The 17,604-nt window shown below is 61.7% G+C and carries 17 protein-coding genes; 6 read left to right on the plus strand and 11 right to left on the minus strand.

Going from position 1 to position 17,604, the window contains the following annotated elements; all coding sequences use genetic code 11:
- From B0G75_RS02010 to B0G75_RS02020, 3 genes are all read right to left on the minus strand, one after another.
- Nucleotides 1-1,140, minus strand: a complete 1,140-nt coding sequence (locus tag B0G75_RS02010) for a porin (RefSeq protein WP_106300156.1) — start codon at nucleotides 1,138-1,140, stop codon at nucleotides 1-3.
- Nucleotides 1,141-1,204: 64 nt separating this feature from the next.
- Nucleotides 1,205-2,434, minus strand: a complete 1,230-nt coding sequence (gene mhpT, locus B0G75_RS02015) for a 3-(3-hydroxy-phenyl)propionate transporter MhpT (RefSeq protein ID WP_106300158.1) — start codon at nucleotides 2,432-2,434, stop codon at nucleotides 1,205-1,207.
- 348 nt (nucleotides 2,435-2,782) lie between these two features.
- Entirely contained in the window at nucleotides 2,783-3,283 is a 501-nt protein-coding gene (locus tag B0G75_RS02020; RefSeq protein ID WP_106300160.1) for a MarR family winged helix-turn-helix transcriptional regulator, read from the minus strand.
- A gap of 137 nt (nucleotides 3,284-3,420) precedes the next feature.
- On the opposite strand from B0G75_RS02020, the gene B0G75_RS02025 reads away from it, so the two are divergent.
- From B0G75_RS02025 to B0G75_RS02050, 6 genes are all read left to right on the plus strand, one after another.
- Nucleotides 3,421-4,248, plus strand: a complete 828-nt coding sequence (locus B0G75_RS02025; RefSeq protein WP_106300162.1) for a p-hydroxycinnamoyl CoA hydratase/lyase — start codon at nucleotides 3,421-3,423, stop codon at nucleotides 4,246-4,248.
- 81 nt (nucleotides 4,249-4,329) lie between these two features.
- On the plus strand, nucleotides 4,330-5,781 hold the full coding sequence (locus B0G75_RS02030) for an aldehyde dehydrogenase (protein ID WP_106300164.1): 1,452 nt from the start codon (nucleotides 4,330-4,332) through the stop codon (nucleotides 5,779-5,781).
- A 36-nt stretch (nucleotides 5,782-5,817) separates the two neighbouring features.
- The gene (locus B0G75_RS02035) at nucleotides 5,818-7,719 is read left to right on the plus strand and encodes a feruloyl-CoA synthase (protein WP_106300166.1); all 1,902 of its coding nucleotides are present in this window, start codon (nucleotides 5,818-5,820) and stop codon (nucleotides 7,717-7,719) included.
- Between the two features lie 39 nt (nucleotides 7,720-7,758).
- Complete coding sequence (locus B0G75_RS02040) at nucleotides 7,759-8,664, plus strand: amidohydrolase family protein (protein WP_106300168.1); 906 nt, start codon at nucleotides 7,759-7,761, stop codon at nucleotides 8,662-8,664.
- A gap of 123 nt (nucleotides 8,665-8,787) precedes the next feature.
- The gene (locus tag B0G75_RS02045; RefSeq protein ID WP_106300170.1) at nucleotides 8,788-9,834 is read left to right on the plus strand and encodes a phytoene/squalene synthase family protein; all 1,047 of its coding nucleotides are present in this window, start codon (nucleotides 8,788-8,790) and stop codon (nucleotides 9,832-9,834) included.
- 117 nt (nucleotides 9,835-9,951) lie between these two features.
- The gene (locus B0G75_RS02050) at nucleotides 9,952-10,200 is read left to right on the plus strand and encodes a hypothetical protein (protein WP_106300172.1); all 249 of its coding nucleotides are present in this window, start codon (nucleotides 9,952-9,954) and stop codon (nucleotides 10,198-10,200) included.
- Nucleotides 10,201-10,545: 345 nt separating this feature from the next.
- Here B0G75_RS02050 and B0G75_RS02055 read toward each other — a convergent pair whose 3' ends face one another.
- The 8 genes from B0G75_RS02055 to B0G75_RS02090 form a co-directional block, all read right to left on the minus strand.
- Nucleotides 10,546-10,863 carry a DUF4148 domain-containing protein gene (locus tag B0G75_RS02055; RefSeq protein WP_012425930.1) on the minus strand — a complete coding sequence of 106 codons (318 nt, stop codon included), beginning with the start codon at nucleotides 10,861-10,863 and terminating at the stop codon, nucleotides 10,546-10,548.
- Nucleotides 10,864-11,090: 227 nt separating this feature from the next.
- A complete protein-coding gene (locus B0G75_RS02060) occupies nucleotides 11,091-11,783 on the minus strand; it encodes a hypothetical protein (protein WP_106300174.1) in 693 nt (230 codons plus the stop codon).
- Nucleotides 11,783-12,265, minus strand: coding sequence for a glycoside hydrolase family 108 protein (locus B0G75_RS02065; RefSeq protein ID WP_106300176.1), 483 nt, complete (start codon nucleotides 12,263-12,265; stop codon nucleotides 11,783-11,785). The genes B0G75_RS02060 and B0G75_RS02065 overlap by 1 nt, the downstream gene beginning before the upstream one ends.
- An 82-nt stretch (nucleotides 12,266-12,347) precedes the next feature.
- On the minus strand, nucleotides 12,348-13,781 hold the full coding sequence (locus B0G75_RS02070; protein WP_106300178.1) for a tetratricopeptide repeat protein: 1,434 nt from the start codon (nucleotides 13,779-13,781) through the stop codon (nucleotides 12,348-12,350).
- A gap of 335 nt (nucleotides 13,782-14,116) precedes the next feature.
- Nucleotides 14,117-14,383: a hypothetical protein gene (locus B0G75_RS02075; RefSeq protein WP_106300180.1), complete on the minus strand. Its 267-nt coding sequence runs from the start codon at nucleotides 14,381-14,383 to the stop codon at nucleotides 14,117-14,119.
- Between the two features lie 458 nt (nucleotides 14,384-14,841).
- The gene (locus B0G75_RS02080; protein ID WP_106300182.1) at nucleotides 14,842-15,705 is read right to left on the minus strand and encodes an ABC transporter permease; all 864 of its coding nucleotides are present in this window, start codon (nucleotides 15,703-15,705) and stop codon (nucleotides 14,842-14,844) included.
- A gap of 16 nt (nucleotides 15,706-15,721) precedes the next feature.
- Nucleotides 15,722-16,516 (minus strand): ABC transporter ATP-binding protein, encoded by a 795-nt coding sequence (locus B0G75_RS02085; RefSeq protein ID WP_012425936.1) that lies wholly within the window; start codon nucleotides 16,514-16,516, stop codon nucleotides 15,722-15,724.
- Between the two features lie 40 nt (nucleotides 16,517-16,556).
- Entirely contained in the window at nucleotides 16,557-17,576 is a 1,020-nt protein-coding gene (locus tag B0G75_RS02090; protein WP_012425937.1) for an ABC transporter substrate-binding protein, read from the minus strand.
- Nucleotides 17,577-17,604: the final 28 nt, after the last annotated feature.

Here is a 17,604-nt window from a genome sequence, read left to right on the forward strand (position 1 = left end):
CTAGAACGAATGACGAATGCCGACCATCGCGCCGGTCTGGCCGGTGCCTGCCGCGGGCGTCGTGCCGCCGCCGCCGGCGCTGACCGAGTAGCGCGCCTTCGCGCTATTGGCAAGGTACGAACCCTGGGCGTAGACAGTGGTGCGCTTCGAAAGCAGATAGGTGGTGCGCAGCGTGCCCATCGTGGCGCGCGTGTCGTGCTCGCTATTGGTGATGTGATAAACCTCGCCGTCGACGATGAAAGCGGGTGTCACGTTGTACGAAGCGGCGACGAAGAACAGATTGGAGCGCACGCTGGCAATCGTGTCTGTGCCCGGTTCGACGCGACGGTTGAGCCATCCCAGGCCGAGCTTGGCCTTGCCGAGGTTCGCGTAGGCGCTCACATGCGTGCGGATGTCCTTGTCGGCGGCGCGGGTGAGCGGAGTCGGCGCGATGCCGTCGAAGAAATTCGCCGCCGCGGTGCTGCCGCCACGCTGCTCTTCATACGATGCCGCAACGCCGAACAGCGGCGCGTCGTACTTCAGCATCACGGACCATTCGCGGCATTGAGTCGCCTGTCCGGCGACCGATCCCGTACACGTGCCCTGACCCGGCGAGTTGCCGGTGCCGGCCGAGTCGCGGCCGAACGAGTAGTTCGCGCCGAGCGTGACGCCCGCATAGCTGCCGAGGTAGACCACCGAGTTGTCGGCGCGGGCATTCGGCACGTAGGCGTCGAGCGAGCCCAGACCGTAGATGTCCGGGCCGATCAGGTCCGCACCCATCAGCGCGAGATACGTCATCGTGTATTGGCGGCCGAACGAGACGGTGCCGTACGGACTCTTGATGCCGACGAACGCCTGACGCCCGAACAGCCGTCCGCCCTGGCCGAGATCGCCGGCGCGCACGTTGAAGCCGCTTTCCAGCGTGAAGACCGCGCTATAGCCGCCGCCCAGGTCTTCATTGCCGCGCAGACCCCAGCGCGAAGGCAGCTCACCCGTGACCGACGGCATGCGGAACACGCTCTTGCCCGTGGCGTTCGCGTGCGAAACGTATTCGATGCCGGTGTCGATAATGCCGTAGAGCGTTACGCTCGATTGGGCCGCTGCGGCGCCGCTGACGGTGCACAATGCGCCGCAGAGTAATAGACGTGCGGATGCTTGCATGAAGGGTGTCTCCGAACCGTTGATTGAATATGTGAGTTGTTATTGGGTCTTCTTGTGCGGACGGTCAGTCGTCGGCGCGCGGGCGGCGCAGCAGGAGCAGTGCGGCGGCTGCCGCGATCAGCGTGACGGGAATGCTCGCGCCGATCACGGTCGACGAACTGCGGCCCATCGCCAGCAATTGACCTGCGGCGAGCGGCCCGACTACCGAGCCGATACGGCCCACCGCCACCGCCGCGCCGACGCCGGTGCCGCGCATGGCCGTCGGATAGAACGCGGCGGAAAGCGCATACAGCACCGATTGGCCGCCGATCACGAACATTCCCGCGAAGAAAGCAGAGGCCGCGAGCGCGCCGAAGCCGTGCGCCGTCGAAAGCGTCGCGAGCGAAGCGATGATCCCAACATACATACCGGTCACCACCACGCCCGAGCGCATGCGATCCATCAACATGCCGATGCACAACGCGCCGATCCCGCCACCAATGTTGAAAAAGATCTGCACGTAGCCGACTTGCGCGCGCGTCAGCCCGCTCGCGGCCATCAACGAGGGCAACCAGTTGAGCAGAAAGTAGAGGACGATCAGCGTGCAGAAGTAGCTGACCCAGATCTGCACGGTGGAGAGACCGCGCGTGCCGCCGAACAGGATTTCGCCGACCGGCGCGGGCCTGGCTTGTCCATCGCGCGATGCTTTGGTGAACGCCTTCGAATCCGCGAGGAATGCGAGCAGCAGCGGCACCAGCACGAGCGGCCCGGCACCGCCGACGTAGAAAATGTGACGCCACTCGGTGTCGCCCGCACTCAACACGCCGATCACCGACGCGATCACGCCGCCGAACGGAATGCCGCAATACATCACGCTCACGGCGGTGCTACGCGAGCGCGGCTCCACCGCTTCCGACGACAACGCGATCAGATTCGGCAACGCGCCGCCGAGTCCGATACCTGTCAGCACTCGCACGATCACGAGCGTATGAAAGTCGCTCACCAGCGCGGTCATGATCGACAGCAGGCCGAACAGGCAAGCGGATATCACCAGCACGCGCTTGCGGCCGATGCGGTCGGCGAGCCGTCCGCCGAACATCGCGCCGGGCAGCAAGCCGAAGGTGCCGGCGCTGAACGCGAGTCCCATTTGCGCGACCGAAAGACCAAACTCGCGCGCCATGCGCGGTGCGGCGACGCCGACCGACTGCAGGTCGAGTCCTTCGAGCAGGGCGATGGCAAAGCACAATCCGAGGGTGACGAACGCGCCTGTCCGGCTCGACGCTGCCGGGACCGGGGTGGCTTCGGTCGAATTCAATATTCCGGCTCTTTTCACGTTAGTGATCCTTATTAAATGGCGTGGTTTTCCGGTTTCGCTGAAACGCAGCAGATGCCGAGTCGCCGTCCCGCACGACGGACGGATTCGGCAAGCGGGCGTCAGATCATCGTCGAGGCCGCGATGGAATGCCCGGCAGCAGCGCAGCGAACACCGCCGCGCGCGGCGCATCGTTTCGACGGCCAGACGACGGTGCATTTGCTTCGAGGCGATGCGGCGCGTCTCCACACGCTACATCGTGGACTGGATTTAATATCAGGTAGGCTGATAACACAAGCGCAAATTGTTCGGTGAAAACACCTAGCAATCCTGCGCGTAGCGCGAGCGGCTCTAGCCGCGCAGATTACGAACGAAAGTTTCGAGGTGGCTTTGGACTGCGCCGGCGGCGTCGAGCTCGATGCCTTCCATCATTTGCTTTTCGATGGTCTTGACGGCCTGCTCGCATTCGCGCAGCACGGCGCGCCCTTCGTCCGTGAGTTGCAGCAGCACGATGCGGCCGTGCGTCGGATCCGGTTCGCGGCTCACCCAGTTGCGGGCGGCCATCGCGTTCATCACTTCATTGGCCGATTGCGGCGTGATGAACGAACGCTCGGCGACCTGCGCATTGGACGCCTGTCCTTTGGCTTCGAGTACGGAAAGCGCGGTGAATTGCGCGAGCGTCAGGCCGAGCGGCGCGAGCGCTTCGGTCATGCGCCGCCGCAGGATGCGGTCGAGACTGCCGATCACATAGGTCAGGCGCAGGCTGGAGCGGCGAGTGCGCGTGGCGGCGGGCTCGGCAGGCGTATTTTGATTTTTGCTCATCTTGGACAGGAGGTTCGTTCTATCCCGCATCTTAGCGCGCCTCGACGCGATTTCCGCCGCTAGGGGTTTGCACCGAGCGCGTGAATTTCCGCTTTACATATCAGGCAGCCTGATATTAAATGTGTTCATCAGGCTGCGGTCGCGGCCAACGTTCACGGAGAAAACAGATGAGTTATGAAGGCCGTTGGAAAACCGTCAAGGTCGATGTCGCGGAAGGAATCGCATGGGTTTCGTTCAATCGGCCCGAGAAGCGCAACGCCATGAGCCCGACGCTGAACAAGGAAATGATCGAGGTGCTCGAAGCCGTTGAACTCGACGCCGAAGCGCAGGTTCTGGTGCTCACGGGCGAAGGCGATGCGTGGACTGCCGGCATGGACCTGAAGGAATATTTCCGCGAAGTCGACGCCGGCCCCGAGATCCTGCAGGAAAAGATTCGCCGTGACGCGTGCCGCTGGCAATGGCAACTGCTGCGCATGTACTCGAAGCCGACCATCGCGATGGTCAACGGCTGGTGCTTCGGTGGCGGCTTCTCGCCGCTGGTGGCGTGCGACCTGGCGATCGCCGCCGACGAAGCCACCTTCGGCCTCTCCGAAATCAACTGGGGCATTCCGCCGGGCAATCTGGTGAGCAAGGCAATGGCCGATACCGTCGGGCATCGCCAGGCGCTGTATTACATCATGACGGGCGAGACCTTCACCGGTCAGGAAGCGGCGCAAATGGGCCTCGTCAACAAGAGTGTGCCGCGTGCCGAACTGCGCGAGGTGACGCGTGCGCTCGCCGGCAAGCTGCTCGAGAAGAATCCGGTGGTATTGCGCGCCGCCAAGCATGGATTCAAGCGTTGCCGCGAATTGACGTGGGATCAGAACGAAGACTACCTGTACGCCAAGCTCGATCAGGCGCAACTGCGCGATCCGGAAGGCGGCCGCGAACAGGGCCTCAAGCAGTTCCTCGACGACAAGGCGATCAAGCCGGGTCTGCAAACGTATAAGCGCTGACCGGCCGCATCGGCGTGGATTTCAATTCGCGCAGACTACGGCGAGCGATGCAGCGAGACAGACAGCGAGGAGACGACAGACATGCATGAAGTGACTTTATTGATTGGCGGCGAAAGCCGTGGCGCAGCGGACGGCAAGACGTTCGAGCGGATCAATCCCGCGAGCGGTCAGGCTGCATCGCGTGCGGCAGCGGCCACACTGGCCGATGCCGAGGCCGCGGTCGAAGCGGCGTCGCGGGCCTTTCCGGCCTGGTCGGCGCTGGCGCCGACCGAGCGCCGCAAGCGGCTGCTGGCGGCCGCCGATCTGATGGACGCCCGCACCGCGCAGTTCATCGAAACCGGCGTCGCCGAAACCGGCGCGATGCCGAACTGGTACGGCTTCAACGTCATGCTGGCCGCCAACATGTTGCGCGAAGCCGCTGCCATGACCACGCAGATCGACGGCGATGTGATTCCGTCCGACGTGCCGGGCAGTCTCGCGATGGCGGTGCGCCAGCCATGCGGCGTAGTGCTCGGCATGGCGCCGTGGAACGCGCCGGTGATCCTCGGCACGCGGGCCATTGCCATGCCGCTCGCGTGCGGCAACACGGTCGTGCTCAAGGCATCCGAGGGTTGTCCGGGCGTGCATCGGTTGATCGGCAGCGTGCTGCAGAAAGCCGGTCTCGGCGACGGCGTCGTCAACGTGATCACGCATTCCGCTGAAGATGCGCCCGCGATCGTCGAGCGGCTGATTGCGCATCCGGCGGTACGTCGCGTGAATTTCACGGGTTCGACGCGAGTGGGGCGCATTGTCGCGCAACATGCGGCGTCGCATCTGAAGCCGGCATTGCTGGAACTCGGCGGCAAGGCGCCGGTGGTCGTGCTCGACGACGCCGATCTGGATGCGGCGGTTGCAGGCATCGCGTTCGGCGCGTTTTTCAACCAGGGGCAGATTTGCATGTCGACGGAGCGCGTGATTGTCGACCGGAAGATTGCCGATGCGTTGGTGGAGAAGCTCGCGGCAAAGGCGCGGACTTTGAAAGCGGGCGACCCTGCCGCGCCGGACTCCGTGCTCGGCATGCTTGAAAGCGCCGCCGCCGCGCAACGCATCAAGGTGTTGATCGAAGATGCGCACGAGAAGGGCGCCAGGTTGCCACTCGGCTGCACGGTCGAAGGCGCTGCGATGCAGCCGGTGATCGTCGACGGCATCACGCCTGCCATGAAGCTGTATGCGGAAGAATCGTTCGGGCCGGTGGTCACGGTGCAGCGCGTGGACGGCGACGAGGAAGCGATTCGAATCGCCAACGACAGCGAGTACGGACTCTCGGCAGCGGTATTCAGTCGCGATGTGTCGCGAGCGTTGAACGTGGCGAAGCGTATCGAATCGGGTATCTGCCATATCAACGGTCCGACCGTGCACGACGAAGCGCAGATGCCGTTCGGCGGTGTGAAAAAAAGCGGTTATGGGCGATTTGGCAGTAAGGCGTCGATTGCAGAGTTCACGGATCTGCGTTGGATCACGATTCAAACCGGACCTCGGCATTATCCGATCTGACCGTTGCAATCGCGCTTTTCATACAGGAGACAGGCTTTGCATTCCGAGCCGATACAACCGAACACCCCCGATGCGCCAAAGCGCTACCGGGCCACGACGATCGGCGCTTCAACGTTGCACACGCAACGGCAAGGCGACACGTGGTATTTGCGCGCGGCCGAACCGCTCGGCGCGCATCCGCAACGTCTGACCGAACGGCTCGTGAGCGGCGCGCAGGCGCATCCCGAGCGATGGCTGGCGGCACGTCGCGGCAGCGATGGTCAATGGATCGGCCTAAGCTACGCGAAGGCGTTGCAAAGCGCACGCGCAATCGGCCAGGCGCTGCTTGCACGCGATCTGTCCGCTGAGCGGCCCCTGGCGATTCTGTCGGGCAACGATCTCGAACATCTGCAACTCGCGCTCGGTGCGATGTGGGCGGGCATTCCCTATGCCGCGATTTCGCCCGCCTATGCGCTTGCTTCCGGCGACTTCGGCAAGCTGCGCCATACGATCGATTTGCTGACACCTGGTCTCGTGTTTGCAAGCGCCTACGATTCGTTCGCCAAGGCTATCGACGCAACCGTATCCTCCGATATCGAAGTGGTGGCCGCGAAATTGCCGCGAGAACAGCCGGCGGCACGCAACGTGACTGCGTTCGACGAGCTGCTGAACACAAGGCCCACCACGGTCGACACCGTTCACGCCACAGTAAGCCCGGACGCAGTCGCCAAATTTCTTTTCACCTCGGGTTCGACCAGGCTGCCGAAGGCAGTACCGACCACGCACCGCATGTTGTGCAGCAATCAGCAGATGCTGCTCGAAACATTTCCCGAGTTCGCGAAGGAACCGCCGGTGCTGGTCGATTGGCTGCCCTGGAACCACACGTTCGGCGGCAGCCATAACGTGGGTATCGCGCTCTACAACGGCGGCACGCTCTATATCGACGACGGCAAACCGGTCAACGGCAAATTCGAGGAAACACTGCGCAATCTGCGTGAAATCGCGCCGACTATCTACTTCAACGTGCCGAAGGGTTGGGAGGAACTGGCGATTGCGCTGGAACGTGACGAGCAGTTGCGCGAGACATTCTTCTCGCGCGTGAAGGTGTATTTCTTCTCAGGCGCCGGCCTGTCGCAAGCAGCGTGGGACAGGCTCGAACGCGTCACTGAAACATATTGCGGCGAGCGCATACGCATCATGGCCGGACTCGGCATGACGGAGACGTCGCCTTCGTGTTTGTTCACCACGGGTCCGATCATGCGCGCGGGCTATGTGGGCCTGCCCGCGCCCGGCTGCGAAGTCAAACTTGCGCCGGTCGGCGACAAGCTCGAGGCGCGTTATCGGGGGCCGCACGTCATGGCGGGATACTGGCGTGCCGACGCAGCGGAGTTGCATAACGCGTTCGACGAAGAAGGCTACTTCCGCAGCGGCGACGCGTTGCGCTTTGTCGACGTGACGCGACCGGAACTCGGATTGCTGTTCGACGGGCGCATCGCGGAGGACTTCAAGCTGAGTTCGGGCACGTTCGTGAGCGTCGGTCCGATGCGGGCACGCGTGATTTCCGAAGGCGCGCCGTATGTGCAGGACGTGGTAGTCGCCGGCATGAATCGCGACGACGTGGGCCTGCTGGTCTTTCCGCGCATCGACGATTGCAGGCGGCTAGCTCGCTTGCCCGCCTCGGCGAGCGCTCGAGAAGTCGTAGAAGCGCCCGCCGTGCGCGCGCACTTCAGCGCGTTGCTCGACACGCTCAATCGCAGCGCCACGGGCGGCGCGACGACCATCGCGCGTCTGCGGCTCATGGACGTTGCGCCGTCGCTCGATCTCGGCGAGATCACCGACAAAGGCTCGATCAATCAACGCGCGGTGTTGACGCATCGTGCGGCGCTCGTCGAGGCGATGTATGACGTGGCGCAACGCGATCCCGCGGTGATTGTCGCGAGCGCATGCGGCGCGACGTGACGTGATGCGCGCGCCGCGGAATCACACAGCGAACGGTAGATGAATCTCGATCAACTCGTCGCAATCGACACTCATGTGCACGCGGAGGTTTCGTGCTGCCAGCCGCCGGATCTGTTCGGCAAGGAATTCGACGATGCCGCCGACAAGTACTTCGGCACCGTGCTGAAACTCGGCCGGCGGCCGACGATTCCCGAAACCATCGAACACTATCGCGAGCGCAAGATCGGCTTCGTGATGTTCACCGTGGACTGCGAAGCGAACCTCGGGCGGCGCCGCATTCCGAACGAGGAGATTGCCGAATTCGCGCAGAAAAACAGCGACATCATGATCGCTTTTGCCAGCATCGATCCGCACAAGGGCAAGATGGGCGTGCGCGAAGCGCGCAAGCTGATCGAGGAACACGGCGTGCGTGGTTTCAAGTTTCACCCCACGATGCAGGCCTTTTTTGCCAACGACCGGCTGGCTTATCCGCTGTATGAGCTGATCGCCGAACATCGGCTCACGGCGGTTTTTCATAGCGGCCATTCCGGCATGGGATCGGGTATGCGAGGCGGCGGCGGACTGCGCCTGAAGTACTCGGAGCCGATTCATCTCGACGACGTCGCGGCGGATTTCCCCGACATGAACATCGTGATCGCGCATCCGTCGTGGCCGTGGCAGGAGCAGGCGTTATCGATCGCCTTGCATAAGCCCAATGTCTATATCGACTTGTCTGGCTGGTCGCCGAAGTATTTCTCGCCCGAGTTGATCCGCCACGCCAACACGGTGCTGAAGCGCAAGATGCTGTTCGGTTCGGATTTTCCGCTGATTCAACCGGACCGCTGGCTGGAGGATTTCAAGCAGGTCGGTTTCAGGGAAGAGGTGCAGCCATTGATTCTCAAGCAGAACGCCATCGGCCTGCTGGGGCTTCAACAAGACGCCTGGGCGGAGCCGGAGCGGCGGTAGGGCAGATGGGGCGGGACAGGTCCAACGCGCACGGCAGAGGCGCTTCGCCGTATACAATTCGGCAGCGCTGACTTTTTGCCGTCTTTTGCCGGCTTCCTGCACAACTCGGACCTGATCCCATCCATGCCGAATCCGACCCGGGCCTTCCTTCTCGGCCCGCTCCTGAAAGGCGTTTCACGCTCCTTCTATCTCACCCTGCGCGTGCTGCCCGTCGGGATGCGCGATCCGATCGGACTCGCTTACCTGCTGGCGCGCGCGGCCGACACGATTGCCGACACCTCGCTGATCTCGCCGGAACAACGCCTTGCCTTGCTGTTGTCACTGCGCGCTCAGGTGAACGGCGCAACGGACGACGTCGCGCTATTCCAACGCATGGCTGCGGAAGTAGCGGGGCAGCAGGACCAGTCGGACGAGAAAGTGCTGCTCGAATCGCTCGGCCCCGCGCTCGATGTGTTGTTGCAACTGAGCGAATCGGATCGTAAGGCCGTGCGCGAGATCGTCTCGACGCTGACCGAAGGCATGGAGTTCGATCTTCGCACCTTCCCCGACGAACGTTCCGGTCAGATCGCGGCGCTGCGCGAATACGACGAACTCGACCGCTACACGTACCTCGTGGCAGGCTGCGTCGGCGAATTCTGGACCACGATGACCTACGCGCACATGCCCGGCACGCTGAAGGAGCGGCCCGAGACGATGGCACGGCGCGGCGTGCGCTTCGGCAAGGCGCTGCAGATGACCAACGTGCTGCGCGATTGCGGCAAGGATTTGCGGATCGGCCGCTGTTATCTGCCGCAGACCTTGCTCGACCGATATGGTCTAAGCGCGCGGGATTTGCTGGTGCCGGCCAATTCGATGCGTGCCCGGCCGCTGATGGTCGAGCTTTTGCGCACGACCCTTGATCATTTCCGTGAAGCCCTCGATTACACGCTGGCGATTCCTGCGCTTTCCGTGCGTTTGCGGCTCGCCTGTTTGTGGCCGATTCTGATCGGTCTGGAAACGCTGCTCCTGCTCGTGGATAACGATGCCTGGCTCGATCCGCAGAAAGTGTCGAAAGTGCGGCGTAATAGGGTGTATCAGATCATCGCGTCGTCGCTGCTGGTGGTGCCTTCGAATGGACTGGTGCGCAACGCCATTGAACAGCGAATCAGGCAAATCGAAGCCCGCCTTTGAGCGTCACGAGCAAGCAGAGCTGATTTAATCTGCATCATGGAATAGCCATCGATCGGGAAACCCCTAGGACCGTGTATCCATGGTTCGCGTTAGTCTCTTCCAAAGAGGAGGCGAACCATGAGACAAGCGTTCAATATTGCCGTAGTGCTGTTGCTCGGCTATCTGATGGCAGATAGAGCGCTGATGCGCGCGCAAGCGGGCGAGATGGGGACAATAACGTGTCACCAGGGCGCGGAGGTGGTCAAATCGAACGCGCTGAAAAAAGGCTTCGGAGACATCGGCGCCAGTAGCCAGGGCGAGAATTTTCTCTCGAGCTGTCTCGTCACCGGGCGCGGTCAAGTGGGCGATCTCATCGCACGGGACTGACGCGGCTCGCGGGCCCATTATGTGAAACCGGCCTCGCTCCGCCAATGCGGGCTCCCTCCGATACTGACAAAGGCGTTGCAGAACGGCGGCGCCAATAAAAAGCGCCCGGACCGTTGAGGGTCCAGGCGAAGCCATCGGGAGCCCGATGACGGAGGTAACCAATGGACAACTGGCCCGCGATCGGAGATACCGGTCGCGGGCCAGTTCGTTTCGAATCATCGCGCACCGGTTACTGGTGCGCCGGGCGGTTGATCGTCGCGCAAGAAGGCTTCGTGCGTGTGCCGCTCAACTCGCCGGACAAATGGTTACGGTCGGGTTACGCGCTGATTACCGCGCGGCTACTGCTTAGTGACCGAAATAAACCGACTGCGGACCATTCGCGGGAACCGGGCGGCCCGCTTGAGAGGCGCCGCTCACCGTGCCACCGTAACCGCTTTCCGCTGCCTGTGCGGTGCCGTTTTCACGAGCGACGCGAGCTTGTGCGGCCTGAATGTCGGCCGGGTAGTACGGATCGGCGAGGCCGGGTTGATAGCCTGCCTTTTCGAGTTGAATCAGTTCGGCGCGCACTTGGGCGCGGGTCACGGGCTGGTTGGACTGCGCAAACGAAGCAACAGGAGCGGCCAGCACAGCAGCGATAACAACAGCTTGAATGAGCGATTTCATGATGAACTACCTCCAATTCGGTTTTTATCTTGCTACGAACGTTGTTGTTCGTATTCAGTGATTACATTGTAGTTTTGCGACCTGGAGAGAGTAATCGCCGTTTGAGGTAATGTTTGTTGCTGAATTTGAGACAAACAACGGCTTCCGGAGACGAGATACGCGCGCCGCAGCACGCGTCGAGCCGTCGTCTCGTCGCGTGCTGCGTCTGGTCCGTGAACGAATCGCCATCAACTGCCCGAGAAAATCGGACCCTGTCCACCCGGTGTGAATTGCTGGAATGCTTCGCCGTGCGACGGAGCCGGCGCCGCTTGTGACCGGGCCGCTGAAGCCGTGGCGGGCTCACGCAGCGTGAGCGCGCTGTCTGGGGTGATGGGCACGCTGGGCTTGGCGAGCAGTTCGGTCTTTCGCATCGATCCCACCGATGTGCCGAAGTAGTAGCCGATGATGCTGATCCACGCTGTACCCAATGCGCCGACGATCACGTTGACGAGATCCTTGTTCGTGCCCGGCAGCGGCTGGAAGGCCATGAGCAGCAGAATGCCGAAGAAGCCGGCGGTGACCGCCATCGCAAGGACTTTGGGTACCCAGTCCTTATTGCTGATTCCCATTGCGCGCGCGTCGGCCTGATCGGCGGCCTGGATGCGCGCCATATCGCTTTCATGCGCGAGGCTCGCCTGGGCGGCCGTAACCATCAACTGTTGCAACTGCAACGAGTTCGCACTCTCCGCTTGCCGCACCTTCTCGAGTGCACTGGGATCGTTCAACGCGAGTTCCACGACGCCGGGGTCGCTCGGCGTGCCAAGCGCATGCGAAATGATCGCGGCAGCGGCGGTCACGCCCACGCCGATCGGACCACCCACGAGGCCGGCGAGAAGCGGTGCGCTGCTGCCGATGTTCGAGGCTACTTTAGACCAGTCCATCATGCTGCTCCCAGGAGAAGATTAGCGGCCATTCTTTCGGTCCATCCACGGCTGAAATTGGACCATGCATGCAGGTTGCGCAGGTAACGCAAGCGATAAGCGGCGAAGCGCATGACAAACTTCAGCGGGTCCGCGCTTTTCACTGCATCGAGTGTGTCCGGGCCGAACTTTCCATCTTCTTTCGCACCGGAAGCTTTTTGCATCCACAACACCACCAGGCCGCCGTTGTAATTGGCGTCGAAGATCTGGAAGGCAACGCGCGGGTCGAGTTCGTCGAGATGCAGCGGGTCCCAGTACTTCTGTTTGGCGAGCTGTCTGGCGGTATCCAGCGGCAGGTCTTTCATGGCGCCGGCATAGCCCGCGCTGCGTGCCACGCGCGCCGTGACTCCCCACATGGTTTCACCGCCAGGGTCGTGCGGATTGAAGGAGTAACCGCCTTCACTGCCAATCAGAGCCCTGAACGCATCTTCGAAATTGTCCATCGAACATCTCCTCTTCAATCAGGTGTATTGCTGCAACGGGTAGGTACTGCGGGACTAAGGCATCTGCATGGCCGGATATTCGTTACGCGGTTTGCAACGCAAGCGAGGCGGGCGGATTCGAAACAGGCCTGACTCCGTCATTGGGCTTCGACACGTCTGGGCGATTGCCTCCCTGCGCCGCTCTGGCAAGCCGCGCCAGATGACTTTCGCGCACCGACAAAGTCCCCGCATCGAGTTGCAACGCTTGAGCGTATTTGCGCGAGGCGCCGGACAGATCGCCTTTGCGATCCAGTGCCCGGCCCCATTCCGCGTAAGAGGGCGCGAGATCCGGGCGCAGTGCGACGGCGCGCGAGAGCTTTTCGATTGCTTCGTCATAGCGGCCGACGGTGACGAGCGCTTCGCCCCAATCGTGCAGGTTGTCGACCGAGTCGGGCTTCATTCTGTCGGCCCGCTTGAACGCATCGAGTGCTTCGGAATAGCGGTTCGCATGCAACAGCACGTCGCCGAGAAGACGCAGATTCTCCGCTGTCTTCGATTTCTCGCTTGCGCCGGCTCGCAAGGCGTCGAGTGCGTCGTCGATGCGATGCTGCTGTTCGAGTGCAATGCCAAGGCTTGCGTGCAACACCGCTGAATGCTGGTACACGGTCAGCGCTTCGCGGGTCTGCTGCTCGGCCTCTTTGGACAGTCCCTGATTGGCAAGCAGCCACGCTTTGCCGGCGAGCGCCCATTCGCCTTGCTCGGAGGCGGGCAGTGCGAGCACTTCGTCGTAGATCGCGACGATCTCGCCGTAGTCGCAGTGCGCCAGCGAACACTTGGTTTTCTGCACTTGCGAGTAGAGATGACTGGCGAGAATATTCGGCTCGGCAAGACGCATGGCTTTGACTGCAATGTCGTGCACGAACTTTTCCAGATCGCGTCCTTCGAACGGCACGGTGCTTTCGCGGGAATTAAACGGACCGCCTTCAATCTGCACATGCGCCACGTAGGAGTCCGCGCTGTCGTTGACCTTCGTGATGCCGACATGAACGACCACGTCCGTGCGTTTGATGACGCCTTTAATGAAGCGCACGGTGGTTGCATACGACATCTCCTGACCGGGGATCTGAATGTCCGGTTGTGCGTCGTTGTCCGTCAGGGTGTCGTGCGGAATCGACTCGGCGTCCTGACCGATCGCTCGCATCGAAGACATGATGCGTTCCGCGAGAAAGTTGGATGTATAGCCGCGTTCCACGAGCGACTGCGGCGTTTCGACGGGCGGCACCAGCAATTGCCGCGTGAGTACGCCACGCACGACGAGGCAAAAAAAACCGATGGTGAGCACCGCGAAAACCCAAGGCAAGACATACGGCCACAATTGTTTCGGGCCTCGTCCGATGAAGCCGGCGGTCCGCAACCCAAACGGCACGAATCCCGCCGAGAAGTCGCGCTTTGCCATATGGCGCTTTGAACGGGCATCCGCGCAAAAAGGCCGGCTTCGCCAATTCAGTGGCCGGCGTTCGCTCTGCACATTCGACATGACGCACCTCGATTTCAACGGATGTTGGTAAGTGCACGACTGGGTGACGTCTATTACGCATCGACCGTGCCATTGCGCACAGTGCCTTATGCGACGGGCGTGTAGGGGAGCGCAGTGCAGATGAGCGTGGAATTGTGTTGCGTGGTGGCCAACGAATGTTGCGCGTGAGTTTGCTGGCGGGAGACAGGCGGCGGGGAGTAGGAGGGAAATGAGGCGTTTCGATCGGACACCGTATCTGTCCTGTCGGGCGACGGGACAGATACGGTGTCATGCTTGCAACGAAGCCGGCAGCGAATTATTCAACTACGCGGCCGGCTTCCGTGCCACGGCGCAGTTCAGTTGCCTCCCTTGAATAGTTCTTGCAAACGCGCTGATTCGCCGCTTTTCTGCGATTGGACGAGCTGCTGGTAGACGTCCGCACGCGTGAGTCCTTGTGCTTTTACCGGACCGCCGGACATCGAAGTTGTGGAGGGTTGGCCGCCCACCGCGTCGGCCGCTGTCGGCCGAGCTTGCGCCGTACTCTCCGTGGCGGCGTCCTGAGCGTGCGCTTGCCATGTGAACGCGCAAAGCAGTCCGCCTGCGATGATCAGAGCCTTCTTCATGTCCCTCTCCTTCAAACTCTTGGCGCCGCCCTCGCGGCACCACATTGCGGAAGTTCCGCCAGGATTGCACGCGACACATGCCGGACAATCAGGCGGGACACAGGGCGGAGACGATCACCGGCTTCCTTGTCGAATTCTGCGCAGCGCACCAGAGAGGTGCGTTATCGAGATACTTCGTATTGCAAGGAAAGGTGCGCGCTGAGGCTTATTGTTCGGCGACGATTCAGAGAGTCGGACTTGCCTCCACCATGTCAAGGAGACGGATGGGTTGCATGAAAATTCAAGTATTAATCAGCCATCCTTAATGCGCGGAGGGCTTGTTGCTTAAAAAAAGTCCAACCGGGTTAATTTGGCCTTACTTGTATCTTTCATTTTGCCGAAAAAGAAAAATGCCGTTCAGTCTGTGACTGAACGGCATTCTTTTCAACGTGACCTGCTACGCGGTTAATGCAGCTAGTTCAAACCGCAGCCGGCCGCCACTTCAACAGCCGCTGTTCGACCGCGGTCAACAGATAGTCCGCTGCCAGTGCGACTACGGCCAACACAATCATCGCGGCGAACACACCGCTTGCGTTAAACGCGCCTTGCGCCGTCGAGATCAACAGTCCGATACCTTGCTTCGAGCCGAGGAACTCGCCCACCACCGCACCGACCAGCGCGAATCCGAAGCTCACGTGCAAGCTCGCGAGAATCCAGCTCAATGCCGACGGGATCACCACCGAGGTCGTCACCTGACGGCGCGACGCGCCAAGAATCTGCGCATTCGCGATCATGTAGCGATCGGCTTCACGCACGCCCTGAAAAGCGTTGGCGAACACGACGAAGAACACCATCACCACCGCCAGCGCCACCTTCGACGCCATGCCCAAACCCAGCGCAATCACGAACACCGAACCGAGCACCACGCGCGGAATCGAGTTGGCGATCTTGATGTAGAGACTGAAAACGTCGGAGAGCAGCTTGTTGCGGCCGAGCACGATGCCGCAGAACACACCGGCAACCGAACCGATAATGAAGCCGAGCCCGGTTTCTTCGAGCGTGACCCACACTTGCGTAAGCAGCGGACCTTGCGAGGTGCCGTTCACGAACCAGTCGATGATCTGTTCGAAAATCGCGCTCGGCATCGAGAAGAAGAACGGGTCGATCCACTTCAGGCGCGCTGACAGTTCCCACCCGCCGAGTACGACCACCAGCACGACGATACGCAGCGAGATCACCAGCGCGTGACGCTGCCGGATGCGTTTTTGCGCTACACGTTCGACATGGGCGAGCGATGCGGCGTCGATGCCCGAGGGCATCATCTGTTGAGGGGTAGTAGACATATTTGCCGTTCCTTGATTAACCGATCTGCACTTCTTCGCGCAGGTCATGCCAGATGTCGCGCGAAATTTCGATGAAACGCGGCTCGTAGCGAATCTCCGAGGTGACCCGCGGACGCGGAAGATCGATTTCGTACACTTTCTTCAGCGTCGCCGGGCGCGCGGTCAGCACGAATACACGGTCGGCGAGCGCAATCGCTTCTTCCAGATCGTGCGTGACGAACACCACCGAGCCGGCGCCGCCCCACAGTTGCAGCAGTTCGTCCTGCATCAGCGTTCGGGTTTGCATGTCGAGCGCCGAGAACGGCTCGTCCATCAGCAGGATTTCCGGCTTGTTGATGAACGTTTGCGCGAGCGCCACGCGCTTTCTCATGCCGCCGGACAGTTGATGCGGATAGTGCTTGCCGAATTTGTCGAGGCCCACACGGCGCAGCCATTCGTTGGCTTCGTCGTACGCGGCGGATTTGGAACGTCCGCGATACAACGGACCTGCCGCCACGTTGTCGAGCACCGAACGCCACGGGAACACGGCGTCGGCCTGAAATACGAAACCGATACGCGGATCGATGCCGTCCACCGGTGCGCCCATCACGCGTACTTCACCCGTGGTGGGTTTCAGCAAGCCGGTAATCATGCTGAGCGTGGTGGACTTGCCGCAACCCGTGGGCCCGACCACTGCGACGAATTCACCGCGCGCGACCGACATGCTGAAGTCGCGCAACGCAATCGTCGCCTTGCCATCAGGAGAAATGAAACGGCACGACACGTTGCGCATTTCGATCGCTGGCGTATCGCGTGACAAAGGTTGATTCATCGGCTGGTGCCTCGCTGTTCTCGTGATAGTGATAAGGGCGTTACTTCGCGGCCGTCTTGACCGGTGCCGACACGTAGTCGTTGGTGTAAGTCTTGGCGAGGTCGATATGCTTACCTTTCACCGAAGGATTGAACGCTGACAGCACTTTCAGCACGGTATCCGGGCCGTCGGCGGGCATCTTGCCGTCCTTCGTGAACATGGGCAGCGACGCCTTCAGCGCGCCGACATACAGGTCTTTGTTGTTGCCGTAGTAGTCCTTCGGCATCTTTGCGGCGATCTCTTCGGCGCTATGCGTCGCGATGAAATTCAGCGTCTTCGCGAAAGCGTGCGAGAGCTTCGCGGCGTCGTCCTTGTGCGATTCCGCCCACGCGCGCTGAACGTAGAAGCTCGAAGCCGGATAGGTGCCGCCGAGCGCGGCGCGCGTGCCTTCCAGCGTGCGCATGTCGACCAGCACCTTGGCGTCGCCGGTCTTCAGCAACTGCGAGACGGTCGGCTCGGTCGTCATGCCCGCGTCGATACGGCTCTGCTTGATGGCCGCGATAAAGCTGTTGTCCGCGCCAACGGGCAGCAGCGTGTATTGCGTGGACGGCACGCCGGCACGTTGCGCGAGGTATTGCGTGAGGAAGCTGGTCGACGAACCGAGCCCCGTCACGCCGAGCGTTTTGCCCTTCGAGTCGGCCATGCTCTTGAAGCTATCCGCGGCCTTGGTGGAGACCATTTCCACCTCACCCGGCACCTGACCGAAGATCACCAGCGCCTGGACCTCCTTGCCCTTGCTTTGCAGGTCGATGGTGTGGTCGTAGAAGCCCACCACGCCTTGCACCGCGCCCGCGAGCAGCTCGTTTTCCGCGTCGACGCCGGCCGGCTGCGAGAGGATTTCGACGTCGAGGCCTTCGTCCTTGAAGTAGCCGAGTTGCTCCGTCAGCTTGGCGGGCAGGTAGATGATCTTGGTGGCGCCGCCCACCATGATCGTGAGCTTTTCCGCGTGAGCGGCAGCCGAAGCGGCGGCAAGGGTAAACGCAACACCTGACACAGCGGCAATCTGGCGCAAGGTACGCATGAAGCAGTCTCCTTAGGTTTGGTCGCCG

The organism is Paraburkholderia sp. BL18I3N2 (genome assembly GCF_003001875.1).
Classification (GTDB): domain Bacteria; phylum Pseudomonadota; class Gammaproteobacteria; order Burkholderiales; family Burkholderiaceae; genus Paraburkholderia; species Paraburkholderia phytofirmans.

Coding starts and splice junctions, on each gene's coding strand:
- B0G75_RS02090 (WP_012425937.1), bottom strand. CDS start 17,576: ATGCGTACCTTGCGCCAGATTGCCGCTGTGTCAGGTGTTGCGTTTACC.
- B0G75_RS02030 (WP_106300164.1), top strand. CDS start 4,330: ATGCATGAAGTGACTTTATTGATTGGCGGCGAAAGCCGTGGCGCAGCG.
- B0G75_RS02080 (WP_106300182.1), bottom strand. CDS start 15,705: ATGTCTACTACCCCTCAACAGATGATGCCCTCGGGCATCGACGCCGCA.
- B0G75_RS02065 (WP_106300176.1), bottom strand. CDS start 12,265: ATGGACAATTTCGAAGATGCGTTCAGGGCTCTGATTGGCAGTGAAGGC.
- B0G75_RS02020 (WP_106300160.1), bottom strand. CDS start 3,283: ATGCGGGATAGAACGAACCTCCTGTCCAAGATGAGCAAAAATCAAAAT.
- B0G75_RS02045 (WP_106300170.1), top strand. CDS start 8,788: ATGCCGAATCCGACCCGGGCCTTCCTTCTCGGCCCGCTCCTGAAAGGC.
- B0G75_RS02010 (WP_106300156.1), bottom strand. CDS start 1,140: ATGCAAGCATCCGCACGTCTATTACTCTGCGGCGCATTGTGCACCGTC.
- B0G75_RS02070 (WP_106300178.1), bottom strand. CDS start 13,781: ATGTCGAATGTGCAGAGCGAACGCCGGCCACTGAATTGGCGAAGCCGG.
- B0G75_RS02055 (WP_012425930.1), bottom strand. CDS start 10,863: ATGAAATCGCTCATTCAAGCTGTTGTTATCGCTGCTGTGCTGGCCGCT.
- B0G75_RS02085 (WP_012425936.1), bottom strand. CDS start 16,516: ATGAATCAACCTTTGTCACGCGATACGCCAGCGATCGAAATGCGCAAC.
- B0G75_RS02040 (WP_106300168.1), top strand. CDS start 7,759: ATGAATCTCGATCAACTCGTCGCAATCGACACTCATGTGCACGCGGAG.
- B0G75_RS02025 (WP_106300162.1), top strand. CDS start 3,421: ATGAGTTATGAAGGCCGTTGGAAAACCGTCAAGGTCGATGTCGCGGAA.
- B0G75_RS02060 (WP_106300174.1), bottom strand. CDS start 11,783: ATGGACTGGTCTAAAGTAGCCTCGAACATCGGCAGCAGCGCACCGCTT.
- B0G75_RS02075 (WP_106300180.1), bottom strand. CDS start 14,383: ATGAAGAAGGCTCTGATCATCGCAGGCGGACTGCTTTGCGCGTTCACA.
- B0G75_RS02050 (WP_106300172.1), top strand. CDS start 9,952: ATGAGACAAGCGTTCAATATTGCCGTAGTGCTGTTGCTCGGCTATCTG.